At 56.8% G+C, this 15653-nt stretch carries 14 protein-coding genes; 6 read left to right on the top strand and 8 right to left on the bottom strand.

Going from position 1 to position 15653, the window contains the following annotated elements:
* Positions 1 to 3: 3 nt before the first annotated feature.
* From LG290_RS12505 to LG290_RS12490, 4 genes are all read right to left on the bottom strand, one after another.
* Positions 4 to 1089: a tartrate dehydrogenase gene (locus LG290_RS12505; RefSeq protein WP_499835081.1), complete on the bottom strand. Its 1086-nt coding sequence runs from the start codon at positions 1087 to 1089 to the stop codon at positions 4 to 6.
* 73 nt (positions 1090 to 1162) lie between these two features.
* The gene (locus LG290_RS12500) at positions 1163 to 1963 is read right to left on the bottom strand and encodes a DUF1338 domain-containing protein (RefSeq protein ID WP_499835080.1); all 801 of its coding nucleotides are present in this window, start codon (positions 1961 to 1963) and stop codon (positions 1163 to 1165) included.
* A gap of 108 nt (positions 1964 to 2071) precedes the next feature.
* Entirely contained in the window at positions 2072 to 2620 is a 549-nt protein-coding gene (locus tag LG290_RS12495; RefSeq protein WP_499835079.1) for a lipocalin family protein, read from the bottom strand.
* A 54-nt stretch (positions 2621 to 2674) separates the two neighbouring features.
* Positions 2675 to 2995 carry a hypothetical protein gene (locus tag LG290_RS12490; RefSeq protein WP_499835078.1) on the bottom strand — a complete coding sequence of 107 codons (321 nt, stop codon included), beginning with the start codon at positions 2993 to 2995 and terminating at the stop codon, positions 2675 to 2677.
* A gap of 287 nt (positions 2996 to 3282) precedes the next feature.
* Here LG290_RS12490 and LG290_RS12485 point away from each other — a divergent pair, with 287 nt between their 5' ends.
* The gene (locus LG290_RS12485) at positions 3283 to 4584 is read left to right on the top strand and encodes a glycosyltransferase (protein ID WP_499835077.1); all 1302 of its coding nucleotides are present in this window, start codon (positions 3283 to 3285) and stop codon (positions 4582 to 4584) included.
* Positions 4585 to 4604: 20 nt separating this feature from the next.
* Here the strand turns inward: LG290_RS12485 and LG290_RS12480 are convergent, their stop codons facing one another.
* Complete coding sequence (locus LG290_RS12480; protein WP_499835076.1) at positions 4605 to 5294, bottom strand: TVP38/TMEM64 family protein; 690 nt, start codon at positions 5292 to 5294, stop codon at positions 4605 to 4607.
* Between the two features lie 138 nt (positions 5295 to 5432).
* Here LG290_RS12480 and LG290_RS12475 point away from each other — a divergent pair, with 138 nt between their 5' ends.
* Entirely contained in the window at positions 5433 to 5729 is a 297-nt protein-coding gene (locus LG290_RS12475) for an MGMT family protein (RefSeq protein ID WP_160417790.1), read from the top strand.
* An 11-nt stretch (positions 5730 to 5740) separates the two neighbouring features.
* On the opposite strand, the gene LG290_RS12470 is transcribed toward LG290_RS12475, so the two are convergent.
* The 3 genes from LG290_RS12470 to LG290_RS12460 all read right to left on the bottom strand — a co-directional run bounded on the left by LG290_RS12470 (position 5741) and on the right by LG290_RS12460 (position 8853).
* On the bottom strand, positions 5741 to 7312 hold the full coding sequence (locus tag LG290_RS12470; RefSeq protein WP_499835074.1) for a GNAT family N-acetyltransferase: 1572 nt from the start codon (positions 7310 to 7312) through the stop codon (positions 5741 to 5743).
* 184 nt (positions 7313 to 7496) lie between these two features.
* Positions 7497 to 7799: a hypothetical protein gene (locus LG290_RS12465; protein WP_499835073.1), complete on the bottom strand. Its 303-nt coding sequence runs from the start codon at positions 7797 to 7799 to the stop codon at positions 7497 to 7499.
* A 145-nt stretch (positions 7800 to 7944) separates the two neighbouring features.
* Positions 7945 to 8853 (bottom strand): DMT family transporter, encoded by a 909-nt coding sequence (locus LG290_RS12460; RefSeq protein ID WP_499835072.1) that lies wholly within the window; start codon positions 8851 to 8853, stop codon positions 7945 to 7947.
* Between the two features lie 140 nt (positions 8854 to 8993).
* Here LG290_RS12460 and LG290_RS12455 point away from each other — a divergent pair, with 140 nt between their 5' ends.
* The 4 genes from LG290_RS12455 to LG290_RS12440 all read left to right on the top strand — a co-directional run bounded on the left by LG290_RS12455 (position 8994) and on the right by LG290_RS12440 (position 15642).
* Complete coding sequence (locus tag LG290_RS12455; protein ID WP_499835071.1) at positions 8994 to 11015, top strand: oxidoreductase; 2022 nt, start codon at positions 8994 to 8996, stop codon at positions 11013 to 11015.
* Positions 11016 to 11151: 136 nt separating this feature from the next.
* The gene (locus LG290_RS12450) at positions 11152 to 12195 is read left to right on the top strand and encodes a threonine aldolase family protein (protein WP_160417795.1); all 1044 of its coding nucleotides are present in this window, start codon (positions 11152 to 11154) and stop codon (positions 12193 to 12195) included.
* A gap of 219 nt (positions 12196 to 12414) precedes the next feature.
* Positions 12415 to 14337, top strand: a complete 1923-nt coding sequence (locus LG290_RS12445) for a PrkA family serine protein kinase (RefSeq protein ID WP_499835070.1) — start codon at positions 12415 to 12417, stop codon at positions 14335 to 14337.
* 18 nt (positions 14338 to 14355) lie between these two features.
* The gene (locus LG290_RS12440) at positions 14356 to 15642 is read left to right on the top strand and encodes a YeaH/YhbH family protein (RefSeq protein WP_499835069.1); all 1287 of its coding nucleotides are present in this window, start codon (positions 14356 to 14358) and stop codon (positions 15640 to 15642) included.
* Positions 15643 to 15653: the final 11 nt, after the last annotated feature.

The raw sequence follows: 15653 nt of genomic DNA, 5'->3' as shown, positions 1-15653 counted from the left end.
AGCTCAAGGGCTGATATCAGCGGCAATTCGCTCGGCGATGGCGCGCCCCAGGCTCTGGGTGGTGCCATTGCCGCCTATGTCAGGCGTCAATAGCTGGGCGTCCCCGCTTTCCAGTACCGCTTCGATAGCCTTTACCAGCGTATCGGCGGCCTCCTGATGACCTAGGTGCTCAAGCATCATCGCCCCCGACCAGATTTGACCAATGGGGTTGGCAATGCCCTTGCCGGCGATATCCGGGGCGCTGCCGTGAACCGGCTCGAACAGGCTGGGAAAATTGCCTTCCGGATTGATATTAGCCGAGGGAGCGATGCCGATGGTGCCGGTACAGGCGGGGCCGAGATCCGAGAGAATATCGCCGAACAGGTTGCTGCCCACCACCACATCGAACCAGTCCGGGTGAAGCACGAAGTTGGCAGTGAGAATGTCGATATGGAACTTGTCCACAGCGATTTCCGGATAGCCCGCGGCCATCGCCTCCACGCGTTCATCCCAGTAGGGCATGGTAATCGAGATGCCGTTGGATTTGGTGGCCGAGGTGAGCTTCTTTCGAGGGCGGGTGGCCGCCAGTTCAAACGCGTACTTGAGCACGCGGTCCACGCCCGTGCGCGTCATGATCGTATCCTGAATTACTACCTCGCGTTCGGTGCCCTCGAACATCTTGCCGCCCACGCTCGAGTATTCACCTTCGGTGTTTTCGCGTACCACGTAAAAGTCGATATCGCCCGGCTTACGTCCGGCCAGCGGGCTCTTGATGCCAGGCATCAGCTTGCAGGGGCGCAAGTTGATGTACTGGTCGAAGCGCCGACGGAACTGTAAAAGCGAGCCCCATAGCGAGATGTGATCGGGTACTTTTTCCGGCCAGCCCACCGCCCCGTAGAACAACGCATCGAAGTCCTTGAGCTGCTCGAACCAGTCGTTCGGCAGCATTTTGCCGTGTTCGAGATAATAGTCGCAGCTGCCGAAGTCGAATGTCTGAAACTCAAGCGCAATATCGAAGCGTTCGGCGACTGCTTTCAATGCGCGCAGCCCTTCGGGGATGACTTCGGTACCGATGCCGTCACCGGCGATCACAGCAATACGGTGACTCATAGAGGGGCACTCCTTAAACTGGCACCCAGGCCAGCCGTTATATTAAGTTCGCTGAAGGCCATGAATCGAGGAGTCATGACATTTTGGTGGAATCGAATATCTTGTCGGCGCTAGCGGCGACAAAACCTTGAAACAGCGTGCCATCCGCTTTTGGATAACGCTTGGCAAATTCGTAGTAGCAGGTGGCGATTTCTTCTACCCGGCCGTCGGCAAAGGTGAACGGCTGACGGTCTGCAAGTGTCGATCCCTGCTCCAGTAGCGCCTCGGGTGACCCCTTGACCCTGCCCCCGGATTCGTTGATTTTCAACCCCAGCGATTCGACCTTTTCGAGCAGCTTTTCCACGCTGTCGTAATGCGTCAGATGATTGACGCTGATGGTGAAGTGATTGGCCCTTAGCCCGATGATCGAAAGCCAAGCCGCGTATTCGCTCTCTCCCATCAAGAGGCGGTATTCATCGAAAGTGGGCGCTTCCCATAGGCGACCGCTCCACAGAATCTCGGGCGTGTTGACTGAACCCGGATCGACCTGCGCCACCAGGCGGTCGATGACTGCTTGAGACTCCAGAGAAAGTTCATCGCACTTCAATTCGGAAAGAAATACCCTCGGCTGGTCCTGCTGGGGTGGAAGGTAGCCCCAGGCACGCAAGTACTTGGCTTCGAAATCATAAGGCTCAAGCGGCGTATACCCCAGTGCCAACAGATGAGGTTCGAGAGCCGCCAAGGTGATCGGGCCGCGGTCGAAGGTGCGAAAGGCCACGTGATCGTTGACGATGGTTTCACCGTCTTCGATCAAGGCGTCATGGATACGCTTGGCCTGGGGCGTCATGGCAGTGTAGTCGTGCCAGAGGTGCTGGAAAAACTCATCGATAGTCATAAAAAAATAATCCTTGAGGTATCCGGTCTAGTCGAGTCGTTTCGGGTCTTGGCTGTCTGGCTACCGCTTAGCTTGTTCTATAGGAAGCTTGTTTAGCGAAAGAACACGTCAGGCGGCGGAGGCTGGAGGATTTGGGCATGCATTGCCTTGCTCCACCTCGATCAAGTCGTCTATCGGAAAGTCCAGCTCGGCGGCACGTTGCCGCAATCGCTGCTCGACTTGGGGGTCGAGTTGCGGAGTCCGCGAGAGTATCCACAGGTAATCGCGATTGGGTCCGGCCACCAATGCCCAGTCGTAGTCCTCATCCAGTTCAAGAATATTGTACCCACCATAGAAAGGGCCGAAGAAACTGACTTTCAACCTTCCAACGGTCTTGTCTTCTATGAAATAGGCCCGTCCTTCCGCTTCGTTCCAAGTACCCTCCTCCAGATTGTAGCCACGATTGATGACGCGCACCCCCTCGTCATCGCGCAGGCTGTAATCTGCAGTAACGCAATCCAGCCCCCGCTCGAAGGAATGATCCAGACGGGCGACCTCGTACCATTGGCCAAGATAGCGCTCGAGCTCAAAGCCAGTGACCGCCTCGGTGCCCTTGGGGATGCCGGTACATCCGGAGAGCGTCACCCCGGCGATACTTGCGTATAACAATTTACGCATTAGCTGGTCTCCTGACTCAAAAAATTAACGAAGGTGATGAATGACGGCGTAGGGTCAGTCGCGGGTCTCGCGTAACAGAAAGCTCAAGGGGTGCAGGTAGAGATAGGCGATTACCGCCACCCAGAATGCGCAGGTAGCGAGCACCACCCAGCCGAAAAACGAATCCACGTAGGCCAATTGCGAGTCGACCAGTAAAGGAAGCCACCAGAAGGCGGAGGCGCCCACCAGCAGTGAGGCGATAATCGCGCCATAACAGCGATAAACCAGAAATTGGTAGCCATGAATATAGGCGGCCAAGTGCAGCCCCAGTAGAATAATCAGCGCAATCGCAAGCGACCATACATAGGACTGAAACGTATCAATGAGAGAGTTCAAAAAATAAAGGTTCATCGATTTACGCGGGATACTCCCGGCTTTTAGCCGGGCAGGGATAGCGCAATGTACGTCAGTACGCCTTGGCTACCGCCTTTCCCACGCCTCCTTGTGTGTTTTGAGTGGCGGATGTCAGGGAATGGTGGTGGGTGTCGATGTCTTTGATTCTTTTATCGCCTATCTTGAATATGGTAATCAGGATAGTCACCCTTCATCGTCGGGTACGCAAGTGTTGGGCGATAAGGGTGGGAAAAAGCGACAACCAGGGAGCCAATCGTTTGAACATACTCATGTTTACCAATACATATTGTCCAATCGTGGGTGGCGTCAGTGAGTCGGTCAAGCGGCTTAAATCTCGCCTTCAGGCACTGGGGCATCAAGTATTGGTGGTGGCGCCCAAGATGACAGGGCAGCCGAGGCATGAATCCGATGTGATTCGAGTGGCAGCGGTTCAGCATTTCAACGGCAGTGATTTTTCACTGCCGGTTCCGATTCCCGGCCAGCTTTACGAGGCGATAGAAGCGTTCGCCCCCGATATCGTGCATTCCCATCATCCCTTCCTGTTGGGTGATACCGCGGCGCGAACTGCCGAGACCTACGGCTTACCCTTGGTATTCACTCATCATACGCTTTACGAACACTATACCCATTACGTGCCTGGGGATTCACCGCGCATGCAACGCTTCGCTGTGGCGTTATCCACGGAATATACCCACCTATGCGATGCGGTTATCGCACCCAGCGAGAGTATCAGGGATTTATTGCACAGGCGTGGGGCAAACCCGGCGGTGCATGTGGTGCCCAGTGGTGTCGATACGCAGCGCTTCTCGCAGGGAGATGGCGCCGAGCTTCGCCGACGATACAAGATTCCAGCAAAGGCTTATGTGGTCGGGCATGTGGGCAGGCTGGCGAACGAAAAAAACCTGCCTTTTCTGACCGAGGCCATTGTGCAATTGCTGCGCAAGCAGCCGGAGACCCACTTTCTTGTGGTGGGGGAAGGCGATGCACGCCTGGCCATGCAGCGTGCGGCCACCGAGGCTTCAGTGGTCGAACGCTTTCATTTCACCGGTAAATTGCATGGTCAGACCCTGATCGATGCCTACCATGGCATGGATGTGTTCGCCTTCGCCTCGCATAGCGAGACCCAGGGAATGGTGTTGGTCGAGGCGATGGCTGCCGGGTTGCCGGTCGCTGCGATCGATGCACCCGGCGTACGTGAAGTGGTGGAACAAGGCCGAAACGGTTGGCTTCTACCCAGTGACGACGCAGGTGCGCTATGTGAAGTGCTCGCCGGCATGAGCGAAAAAGCCTTGCGTGAAATGTTGCGCCAAGGCGCGCTGAATACCGCAAGAGGTTTTGATGAAGCCTGCTGTGCGGCGCGCTGTCTGGACGTCTACCGAGAGGTGATCGCTACGGAGAATACCACCCATCAGAATGTCGATACTGATGCCTGGGGGCGGGTGCGGGGCCGATTGGAAGCGGAGTGGCAACTGCTTTGCCACCGCGGGCGAGTACTGCGCCTGGTGTTTCAGGACAAGCCCGAAAGCGACCTGCTGGCGCCTTCCAAAACGCCGGAAACCTTTCGCAAGTAGTCGGCTGGCCTCCATCCATCTCAATGACGCAATCGCCGTTGACGACGACGAGCGGCGTAACGGTTCAGGCCCCACATCGCCACCACGGCCAGCGCCAGACCGCCCACGGCAAGCCCCAATTCGAAACGGTTTTCAGCGGTAAGAAGCGCTTCAAGCTGGCTACTCAGTAGCATGAGAACCGCCAGGCCCGGCACAATGCCCAGGGTGGAACCGATCATGTAGGCGCGAAATTTCAGGTGAAAGGCGCCGGCCATCATGTTGGTCAGGGTAAAAGGCGCCAGCGGCAAGAGGTTGATCACGATCATGGTGCGAATCCCGCGCCGCGATAAATAGCGTGACATACCCCGTAAATGGCGGCCGCCGTAATGCAGCAAGGCGTCGCGCCCCAGCCAGCGGCCCACCCAGTAGGAAACCGCCGAGGACGCCAGCGTACCTAGCAGAGCGTAGCCAAACCCCCAGGTCGGACCAAAAAGCAAGCCGGTGCCCACCACCAGCAAGCTGAGCGGCAGCATTATCAGCAAGGCAGCGGCATAGATGAGCATGACCACCAGAAACATCCAGGGTGCATTGCGCCAGCGAGAAAGCTGACTGGCAAGCTCTGCCAGATGTTGAGCGGTGAGAAAGTCATTAGTACTCAGCCACTGCCACATGGCCCCCAACAGCAGAAGCGTCAGCCCTCCAACGATTACCTTGATTAATCTGCCTTGCATGAAAATGACGCCTATACGCGCAGCCGAAGCCATCAGGATACGCTAACGTATCCTGAGCTGAACTTTTCCTCAATAGTGGGGTGACCAAGGTCAGCCTGTCATGAGGAATGCAACGCACGGAACGCGAGGAGAGTAACGATGTCGCGCCCTGACCTGCTTGAGCAGATTTATACGATTGTCGATCAGATTCCAGCGGGACGGGTGACGACCTACGGGCGCATTGCGGCAATGACCGAGGGTGCCACACCGCGAATGGTGGGAACGGCGATGCGTAAACTACCCGAAGGAAATACGCTGCCATGGCATCGCGTGGTATCGGCAACCCGCCGCGTGGCGGATCATGGCGGCGCGCAACGTCAGATGGAAAAACTGCGCGAGGAGGGCATTGTGGTCGATGCTCATCGCCGCATCCCCACGCATCTATTCTGGCCTTAGGTGATGGCTCACTACTGGTCGTCGAGATTGGCCCCGGACTTCCACGACCAGTCACGCCAGCGCAGATCGAACAGATCCTTGCGGCGATCCTTTAGGTTGGTCACCGAGCCTTCGGCCCGCACCACAGTCAGGCGGGTAAGATCCAGATCCGAGAAGAAGATCATTTCGGTGTTGGGGGTGGTTTCCGCCAATACCGCATCGTGGGGAAAGGCGAAATCCGATGGCGAAAACACCGCCGATTGTGCGTACTGGATATCCAGATTTTCGATTGACGGCAAGTTACCCACGCTGCCGCATAGCACCACGTAACATTCATTTTCAATGGCGCGCGCCTGAGCACAGTGACGCACACGCAGATAGCCGTTCTTGGTGTCGGTCCAGAAGGGCACAAACAGGATGTCCATGTCCTGGTCGGCGAGCAGACGGCTGATCTCGGGGAATTCCACGTCATAACAGATGGTAATCCCCACGCGCCCGGCGTCGGTGTCGAAGACCCTCAGTTCATCGCCACCTTCGATCACCCAGTCGCGCCGTTCCTGCGGGGTGATATGCAATTTGGCTTGGCGTTCAACGTTACCGTCGCGATGGAACAGATAGGCGATGTTGTAGAGACGGTCGTCGTCGCCTACTTCGATCATCGAACCGCCGATAATGTTGATGTTGTAGGAGATCGCCATGCGTGAAAGTTCAGTCTTGAAGCGTTCGGTGAAGCCGGCCAGAAAGCGGATGGCCCCCAGTTGGTCCTGTTGGGCGGAACGGTCTTGCAGCCCCATCAGCGGGGCGTTGAACAGCTCGGGGAAAACGGCAAAATCGCTCTGGTAATCGGACAGAGCATCGACGAAGTATTCAATCTGTTGCAATGCCGCTTCGACCGAGGCGAACTCACGCATTTGCCACTGCACCGCGCCCACGCGCACCTGAGTGGGGCGAGTTTCGAGTACGCTTTCGGCGGGCTCGTACAGAATGTTATTCCACTCGAGCAGGGTGGCATAACCCCGCGACTGTTCATCTTCCGGCAGGTACTTGTGCAACAGGCGCTTGACCTGAAAGCCGTTGGCCAGTTGGAAGGAGAGAATCGGGTCGTAGATTTCCTTGCGCGAGACTTTTTCTATGTACTCGGCGGGGGAAAGTGAGTCGGAGTGCTGGTGATAGCCGGGAATCCGCCCGCCGGCGAGAATCGCACGCAGATTCAGTGAGCGGCATAGCTCCTTGCGCGCTTCGTATAAACGCCGTCCGAGACGATAGCCGCGATAGTCGGGGTGAATCAGTACATCCAGCCCATACATGGCGTCGCCATCCTCATCGTTGAGGATGATTTCACGGTGGCCGATCAAGTCGTCGTACTTGTGCGGATTGGAAAAGTCGTCGTAATCCACCTGCACGGTCAGGGCCACGCCGATCAGCTTGCCTTCGTCTTCGATGGCGATCTGGCCGTCGGGAAATTCCTGGATCAGCTTGTCGATGGTGCGTTTGGGCCAGGCGCCCCCGATGTCATGATAGACGGCATCCATCAGAGCCTTGAGCGGCTCGTAATCGTCCGGGGTCAGGTTGCGCAGATTGAGATGCAGTTCTTCGAGGGACATTACTCACCCCTTTTTCGAAAATAGATCGACCATCCTAACATGTCGCATCCCTTCGACCGGAAGCCCGTTGGCACTCTTTACCCGTTACGGCTCCCCAGCTTTACGCATTACAGTCTTAGCTTTACGCAACAAAAAGCCCCGGCGGCCGGGGCTTTCTCGCATTGCAGGGGGTTAGCATTAAAGATCAATCATCGGGATCATTGGCCGAATCCACGCCGCTGTCCGGCACTATTTCTCCATTCTCTACCTTGCCTTGGGGATCGAACGTGGCGTCGTCAGGGTCATTCGCGCTATCGACGCCGCTGCCCGGAACTATTTCTCCATTTTCTACCTTGCCTTGGGGATCGAACATGGCGTCGTCGGGGTCATTTGCCGACTCCACACCACTGTTCGGGTCGATGTCTTCACCGGGCTGCTCTGCAACCGCCATGCCTGACAATAAACTGAATGTGCCAACCAGCGCCGCAGCCTTGAGGATATGTTTCATGACAACCTCGTATCGTTTTGGTTAAGGGGCATTAGCATCCATTCATTATAATAGTGACGACTTTTTTTGGATGATGATGTAAACCTAGCTGGCTTATCTGGCTTTTCAAGTATTGTTGCATCATCAAGAAAGAGACGTTTCCTCATCAAGACAGAGACTCTCGGGTTCGAGGCAGGCGGTTCAGTGGCTGGGTCAGCAGTTGCGCCATGATCACGCCGGCAAGTATTAACAGGCCGCCGACGAGATGGAAGCCGGCCACGATTTCGCCAAGAAATGCCATGGCAATCAAGGCGCTGAACAACGGCATCAAGTTGATGAAGATGCTCGCCTGGTTGGCACCTATCTGGCGTACCGCCCGCATCCACAGGAAGGTGGTAATGATGGAAGCCGGGATGCCGGCATACAGGATCAAACCGATATTAGCGGTACTGACGGGCGTCATCGGGCCGAGAAGATAGCCTGGCAGCAAGAAGAGCACGGCAAAGCACACCTGGGCATACAGCATTACCCAGGGCGGCAGTGCCATCGGCCAGCGTTTCAGCATCACCCCATACAGGGCGTAGCAGCTGGCGGCCACTACCATCAGCGCATCACCGAATGCCACTTCAAGGTGCAGCAACGAAAGCGGGTTGCCACGCCCCAGCAGCACCGTTACCCCGATAAATGCCACTACCCCACCGGCGATGCCGCCAAGCGTCGGTGCGACACGCAGGATCAGGGCGCTCAGCAGTACGGTGAGAAGGGGTACCATGGCGGCCAGGATGCCCATGTTGGTCGCGCTGGTGGTTTCCGCCGCCACGTAGGCCAACCCTTGCCACAAGCCCATGCCGAGCAAGCCGAGAAAAGCCAGTTTCGGCCACTGGCGGCCGAGTTCTTCCCGGTGACGCCATACTGCCGGCAGCACGAAGGGCGTCATGACGGCAAGGGCCAACACCCAGCGCAGAAAGGCGATACTGGTGGGAGCAATGGCACCGACGCTGAGCTGGTTGATGGTCATGTTGCCCGACCAGATCAGTACGGTGGCCAGGGGGACCAGAAAGTAGATCAACGGCATGGGATGTTCCTGTTGGCAAGCTTGGCAGGGGCTGTACGTCACACTCAGGATGGCATACGCTTGTTTGAATTTCGATTGGACGCTACCAGTATCGACTGGTTACTTCGATTGGTTACTCTACTAACAAAAGAGACTCTATCATGTCGCAAGCGTCTGCCTACCCCCATCTGTTTCGTCCTTTGAATGTCGGGCACCTGACACTGCCCAATCGTATTCTCATGGGCTCGATGCATACCAATCTGGAGGAGGTGCCGGAAGGCTTCGAGCGCTTGGCGGTGTTCTATGCCGAGCGGGTGCGCCATGGGGTGAGCCTTATCGTAACCGGGGGTATCGCCCCTAATCGGGAAGGTGCGGTATTCGAGAATGCCAATGCCTTGATAGATAACGATCAGCTGCCGCCTCATCAAGAGATGGTCAAGGCGGTACATGAGGCCGGAGGCTACATTTGCATGCAGATATTGCATGCCGGTCGTTATGCTTATTCTCCGGATCTGGTGGCGCCTTCGGCGCTTCAGGCGCCGATAAACCCCTTCATGCCGCGCGCCTTGAGCACCCAGGAAGTTGAGCAACAAGTCGATGATTACGTGCGCTGCGCCGCCCTTGCCCGGGAAGCCGGTTACGATGGTGTGGAAGTTATGGGGTCGGAAGGCTATCTGATCAACGAATTCATCTGTCCGCGCACCAATCACCGCGAAGATCAATGGGGCGGAAGTTTCACCAATCGCATCCGCTTCGCCGTGGAAATCGTGCGGCGGATTCGCGAGACGGTCGGCAAGGATTTTCTGATCATCTTTCGCCTTTCGATGATCGACCTGGTGGCGGATGGCAGCACCTGGGAAGAGGTAATCGCCCTAGGACGGGCCATTGAAGCGGCCGGTGCCGATGTAATCAATACCGGTATCGGCTGGCACGAAGCCCGGATACCCACCATCGTCACCAGTGTGCCGCGTGCGGCGTTTACGCAAGTCACGCAGCGCCTGAAAGCTGAGCTTTCCATTCCCCTGATCACCACCAACCGTATCAACATGCCGGAAACCGCTGAGCGGGTATTGGCGCAAGGCCATGCCGACATGGTGTCCATGGCGCGCCCGTTTCTCGCCGACCCGGCCTGGGTGGAAAAGGCCCAGGCGGGCAAGTCGCAGGAAATCAATACCTGTATCGCCTGCAATCAGGCCTGTCTGGATCATACCTTTGCCGGCAAGTTGACCTCCTGTCTGGTCAATCCGCGTGCCTGCCATGAAACGGAGTTGATGATTGAGCCGGCGAGCCGGATCAAGCGAGTGGCGGTGGTGGGTGGCGGCCCGGCGGGACTGGCGACGGCGGTAACGGCCGCCGGCCGTGGTCACGAGGTGGTGCTGTTCGAGCAAAACGCCGAGCTTGGCGGGCAGTTCAACTACACGCGCAAAATTCCCGGCAAGGAGGAGTTTTCCGAAACCCTGCGCTATTACCGGGTGATGCTCGACAAATACGCTGTGGAAGTGCGTTTGAACACTCAGGCCGACGTTCAGGCGTTGAAAGGCTTCGATGAGGTGATACTGGCTACCGGGGTGCGCCCTCGCGAGCTGGCCTTGCCCGGCAGTGACCACCCCAGCGTGCTGAGTTATGCCCAGGCGATCACCCACCCCGAACGCGTGGGTCGGCGTGTGGCGGTGATCGGTGCCGGTGGCATCGGTTTCGATGTCTCGGAACTGCTTTCGCATCAGGGCCACCCGACGCTGGATGTCGACGCCTGGTGCGATGAATGGGGCGTCGACCTGGACGTTTTGTCGAGAGGTGGGCTGAAGGCCCCGCAACCGCCTGAGGTGCCGCGAGAAATCACCATGCTCCAGCGCAAGGCTTCCAAGCCGGGCAAGTATCTGGGCAAGACCACGGGCTGGGTGCACCGCGTTTCTCTTAAGCAACGGGGCGTCACCACCCTGGCGGGCTGTGACTACCTCAAGATCGATGACCAGGGGCTGCATATACGCCAGGATGAGATTGCCCGGGTATTGACGGTTGACAGCATTGTGGTATGTGCCGGGCAGGAGTCGGTACGTGAATTGTTGGCACCATTGAATGCGGAAGGTGTCGCGGTGCATATCATTGGCGGCGCCGATGAGGCCGCCGAGCTTGATGCCAAACGCGCCATCGAACAAGGCACGCGTCTGGCGGCAGCGCTGTAGTCTGCCGGGTGACGCTCGAAGGAAAGGGCGATAAGGTGACGTATCCGGCCAAGCGGTTATCCCGTCTTGGCCGTCCATGGCGCCGGTGGCACCCGGCTGGCGCCGCGACTACGCTTGCCTACAAGGACTTTTACTCATGACTTCGGAGTGCACTCCGCGCTTTCTTGCCAGCGACAACACTTCCGGCATCTGCCCGGAAGCGATGGAATACCTGCTCAAAGCCAACCAGACGGACGATCTGGCCTATGGCAATGATCACTGGACGGCTCGGGCGGCGGATCGTTTTCGTGAATTATTCGACTATGATTGCGAAGTGTTTTTCGTTTTCAACGGTACCGCAGCCAACTCCCTGGTGCTTTCAGCCATGGCGCGCAGTTATCACAGCGTGATCTGTCATGAACTGGCGCATATCGAAACTGATGAGTGCGGGGGACCGGAATTCTTCTCCAATGGGTCCAAACTGCTTACTGCACCGGGCCCCAACGGCAAGTTGACCCCGGAAGGCATCGAGGCGCTGGTCACTAAGCGCAACGACATTCACTACCCGAAACCGAAAGTCATTTCGCTGACGCAACCCACCGAAGTGGGCACGCTTTATTCGCGTGAGGAATTGCTGGCCATAAGGGCGGTTGCCGACAAGTACGACCTGCGCCTGCACATGGATGGTGCCCGTTTCGCCAATGCCTGTGCCAGTTTGAACGTCACCCCGGCGGAATTGACCTGGCAGGTAGGGATAGACGCCCTGTGTTTTTCCGGAACCAAGAACGGCCTGGCCTTCGGGGAAGCCATCCTGTTCTTCAACCGTGACCTGGCCGAAGATTTTGCCTGGCGTTGCAAGCAGGCCGGCCAATTGGCCTCCAAGATGCGTTTCGTGGCGGCGCCTTGGCTAGGGCTGCTGGAAAGTGGCGCCTGGCGCACCAATGCGCAACACGCCAATGCCATGGCAAGTTATCTGGCCGAAGGGCTGAGCGCCTTGCCAGGCATATCCCTGATGTTTCCCACCCAGGCCAACAGTGTGTTCGTGGAATTGCCGCCGGCGGTGATCGAGTTTCTGCGCCAGCGTGGCTGGACGTTCTATACGTTCATTGGGGCCGGTGGGGTGCGTTTTGTATGTGCCTGGAATACCACCACTGCGCTGCTTGATAACTTGATTGCCGATATTCAAACCGCCCTGAGCTGATCCTTCCCCGCCTTCTCCGTTTGCTGCTCTGTTCAAATCTTCTGCTTTCAACGCAACCAATTTCCTTTCAGGCTTTCTTAGAATAGAACGAATAAAACAAAATTGGGTTGCGTTGAAGCGACCATCATCGTTATCGCTAATGCTGACTACGCTGATAGAAGAAGTACCTCGCGTTAGCCGACGCGTCGTATCGCTGAGGTTGGGCCAGAGGAGGCATCAATGAGCATCTTTGACCACGTTCAAAATCGTTTTTCCCGTGTTCAGCAGGAAGACATGAGCCTGCAGGAGTACTTGGAGTTGTGCCGGCGCGATGCGTCTGCGTATGCCAGCGCTTCAGAGCGGTTGCTTGAAGCCATAGGCGAGCCCGAAGTGATCGATACCGCCAAGGATCCGCGTCTCTCGCGGATTTTCTCCAACAAGGTGATTCGTCGCTATCCGGCGTTCGCGGAATTTCATGGCATGGAAGAAGCCATTGAACAGATCGTGGCGTATTTTCGCCATGCTGCTCAAGGACTGGAGGAACGTAAGCAGATTCTCTACCTGCTGGGGCCGGTGGGTGGGGGTAAGTCATCACTGGCGGAACGCTTGAAGCTGTTGATGGAGCGTATTCCGTTCTATGCCATTAAGGGCTCTCCGGTGTATGAGTCGCCCTTGGGCCTGTTTTCTCCCGAGGAAGATGGCGAGCTGCTGGAAAAGGAATACGGTATTCCGCAGCGCTACCTGAAAAGCGTGATGTCGCCCTGGGCGGCCAAGCGGCTCAAGGAGTACGGCGGGGATATTTCCGAATTCCGCGTGGTGCGCCTGTATCCCTCGCGGCTGCATCAGATTGCCATTTCCAAGACCGAGCCCGGTGACGAGAACAACCAGGATATTTCCTCTCTGGTAGGTAAGGTGGATATTCGTCAACTGGAACTTTATTCCCAGGATGACCCGGATGCCTACAGCTTCTCCGGCGGGCTGTGCCGCGCCAACCAAGGGCTGATGGAATTCGTCGAGATGTTCAAGGCGCCTATAAAGGTGCTGCATCCATTGCTGACCGCCACCCAGGAAGGCAACTACAACCCCACCGAAGGGATGGGGGCGATTCCTTTCAACGGTATCGTCCTGGCTCACTCCAACGAGTCCGAGTGGCAGGCATTTCGTAACAACCGTAACAACGAGGCATTTCTCGACCGGGTATATATCGTCAAGGTGCCTTATTGCCTGCGGGTTTCCGAGGAGATCAAGATCTACGAGAAACTGCTCGAAGACTCCTCCTTGAATGCAGCGCCCTGCGCGCCGGACACCCTGCGCATGCTGTCTCAGTTCTCGGTGCTTTCACGGCTCAATGTGCCGGAAAACTCGAATCTTTTTTCCAAGATGCGCGTCTATGACGGCGAAAACCTGAAAGACACTGACCCACGCGCCAAGTCGATCCAAGAATACCGTGATGCAGCGGGTGTGGACGAAGGCATGCAGGGGCTTTCCACGCGCTTTGCATTCAAGATTCTCTCCAAGGTGTTCAACTTCGATGGCACGGAAGTAGCGGCCAACCCGGTACATCTGTTGTATGTGCTGGAACAGGCACTCGAGCGTGAGCAGCTGCCCAGTGAAGTCCATGAGCGTTATCTGGGCTTTATCAAGGAGTTTCTGGCCCCGCGCTACGTCGACTTCATCGGCAAGGAGATCCAGACCGCCTATCTTGAATCCTATAGCGAATATGGCCAGAACATCTTTGACCGCTACGTCGTCTATGCCGATTTCTGGATTCAGGATCAGGAATACCGGGACCCGGAAACCGGTGCGCTGCTCGACCGCCAGTCGCTCAATGACGAGCTGGAAAAGATCGAGAAACCGGCGGGTATTTCCAATCCCAAGGACTTTCGTCATGAGGTGGTCAACTTTGTGCTGCGGGCGCGTGCTCAGAACAATGGCATGAACCCCAGCTGGCAGTCTTATGAAAAACTTAAAGGGGTGATCGAACACAAGATGTTCGCCAATACCGAAGAGCTTCTGCCAGTGATCTCGTTCAATGCCAAGGCGTCGACATCGGATCAGCGCAAGCATGAGGATTTCGTGGCGCGCATGGTGGACCGCGGATATACCGAGAAGCAGGTGCGTTTGCTGTCGGAGTGGTATCTGCGAGTGCGTAAATCTCAGTGAGCCTTGCCGGGAGGTCACATGACCTATTTCATCGATCGAAGGCCCAATGCCAAGCACAAGAGCGCTGTGAATCGGCAGCGCTTTCTGGAGCGTTATCGTAAGCATATCAAGCGCTCCGTGGAAGAATCGGTCAACCGACGCTCGATCACCGACATGGAGCGTGGCGAAAAGATTTCGATACCCACGAAGGATATTTCCGAACCGGTGTTTCAACATGGCCAGGGTGGTTCGCGCTCGATCGTGGCGCCGGGTAACAAGGAGTTTCTCGAAGGCGACCGGATACAACGCCCCAAGGGGCAGGGCGGCCAGGGAGGAGGCCAAGGCGATGCCTCCAACCAAGGTGAAGGCATGGACGAATTCGCCTTCACCTTGAGCCGAGAAGAGTTTCTGGAGTTCGTCTTCGATGGTCTGGAACTTCCGCATTTGCAGCGCAAGCCGCTCAAGTCCCTGGATGAAGTGAAAATGGTACGGGCCGGCTTGAGCCGTGACGGTGTACCTTCACGTATCAGTATTACCCGCTCGATGCGAGAAGCCTATGCCCGGCGGATTGCCTTGCGCGCGCCGATCCGGCGTGCCTTGAAGAAAGCTCAGGAGGCGCTGCAAGCGGAAGAGCGCAAGGATTCCGTGTTACGTAATCCGGCGCGAATCATCGAACTCAAAGCGGAAATCGAGCGGCTGGAAAAACGCCTTGAGGCAATACCGTTCATCGACACCTATGACTTGCGTTACCACCAGCTCAGCGCTCAGCCGCAGCCGTCAAGTCAGGCGGTGATCTTTTGCGTCATGGATGTGTCGGGCTCGATGACGCAAAACCACAAGGATATCGCCAAGCGCTTTTTCCTGCTGTTGTATCTGTTTCTGGAGAAGCACTACGAGAAAGTCGAACTGGTCTTCGTGCGCCACCATACGGCGGCGCGGGAAGTGGGCGAGGAGGAATTCTTCTACTCACGCGAAACCGGCGGGACCATCGTTTCCAGCGCCTTGAGGTTGGTCGACAAGATCATCGAGGCGCGCTATCCCCCCGGGAAGTGGAACCTCTATGTGGCCCAGGCCAGCGATGGGGATAACTGGGACGATGATTCGGATGTCTGTCGGGAACTGCTGCTCAAGAAACTGATGCCGCAACTGCAATATTTTGCCTACGTGGAAATCACCCCGCATGAGCATCAATCCCTGTGGCAGGAGTACGAGACAGTGGCTGAGGTGTTTTCCGACCGCTTCGCCATGCGCCAGATCGTCGAAGCCGGAGACATTTATCCGGTGTTTCGCGAGCTGTTCAAGCGTCGGCTCAGCCAGAGACAGTGAGACGACACTCA

Origin of the sequence: Halomonas sediminis (genome assembly GCF_044871105.1) — a bacterium.
GTDB lineage: Bacteria > Pseudomonadota > Gammaproteobacteria > Pseudomonadales > Halomonadaceae > Vreelandella > Vreelandella zhuhanensis.
This window is presented reverse-complemented; position numbering and strand designations above follow the sequence as displayed.

Excerpts from the sequence above, each read along its gene's own strand:
- LG290_RS12470 (WP_499835074.1), bottom strand. The coding sequence starts at position 7,312 with ATGTCCCTCGAAGAACTGCATCTCAATCTGCGCAACCTGACCCCGGAC.
- LG290_RS12455 (WP_499835071.1), top strand. The coding sequence starts at position 8,994 with ATGTCGCAAGCGTCTGCCTACCCCCATCTGTTTCGTCCTTTGAATGTC.
- LG290_RS12440 (WP_499835069.1), top strand. The coding sequence starts at position 14,356 with ATGACCTATTTCATCGATCGAAGGCCCAATGCCAAGCACAAGAGCGCT.
- LG290_RS12480 (WP_499835076.1), bottom strand. The coding sequence starts at position 5,294 with ATGCAAGGCAGATTAATCAAGGTAATCGTTGGAGGGCTGACGCTTCTG.
- LG290_RS12465 (WP_499835073.1), bottom strand. The coding sequence starts at position 7,799 with ATGAAACATATCCTCAAGGCTGCGGCGCTGGTTGGCACATTCAGTTTA.
- LG290_RS12495 (WP_499835079.1), bottom strand. The coding sequence starts at position 2,620 with ATGCGTAAATTGTTATACGCAAGTATCGCCGGGGTGACGCTCTCCGGA.
- LG290_RS12500 (WP_499835080.1), bottom strand. The coding sequence starts at position 1,963 with ATGACTATCGATGAGTTTTTCCAGCACCTCTGGCACGACTACACTGCC.
- LG290_RS12445 (WP_499835070.1), top strand. The coding sequence starts at position 12,415 with ATGAGCATCTTTGACCACGTTCAAAATCGTTTTTCCCGTGTTCAGCAG.
- LG290_RS12450 (WP_160417795.1), top strand. The coding sequence starts at position 11,152 with ATGACTTCGGAGTGCACTCCGCGCTTTCTTGCCAGCGACAACACTTCC.
- LG290_RS12485 (WP_499835077.1), top strand. The coding sequence starts at position 3,283 with ATGTTTACCAATACATATTGTCCAATCGTGGGTGGCGTCAGTGAGTCG.
- LG290_RS12475 (WP_160417790.1), top strand. The coding sequence starts at position 5,433 with ATGTCGCGCCCTGACCTGCTTGAGCAGATTTATACGATTGTCGATCAG.
- LG290_RS12505 (WP_499835081.1), bottom strand. The coding sequence starts at position 1,089 with ATGAGTCACCGTATTGCTGTGATCGCCGGTGACGGCATCGGTACCGAA.
- LG290_RS12460 (WP_499835072.1), bottom strand. The coding sequence starts at position 8,853 with ATGCCGTTGATCTACTTTCTGGTCCCCCTGGCCACCGTACTGATCTGG.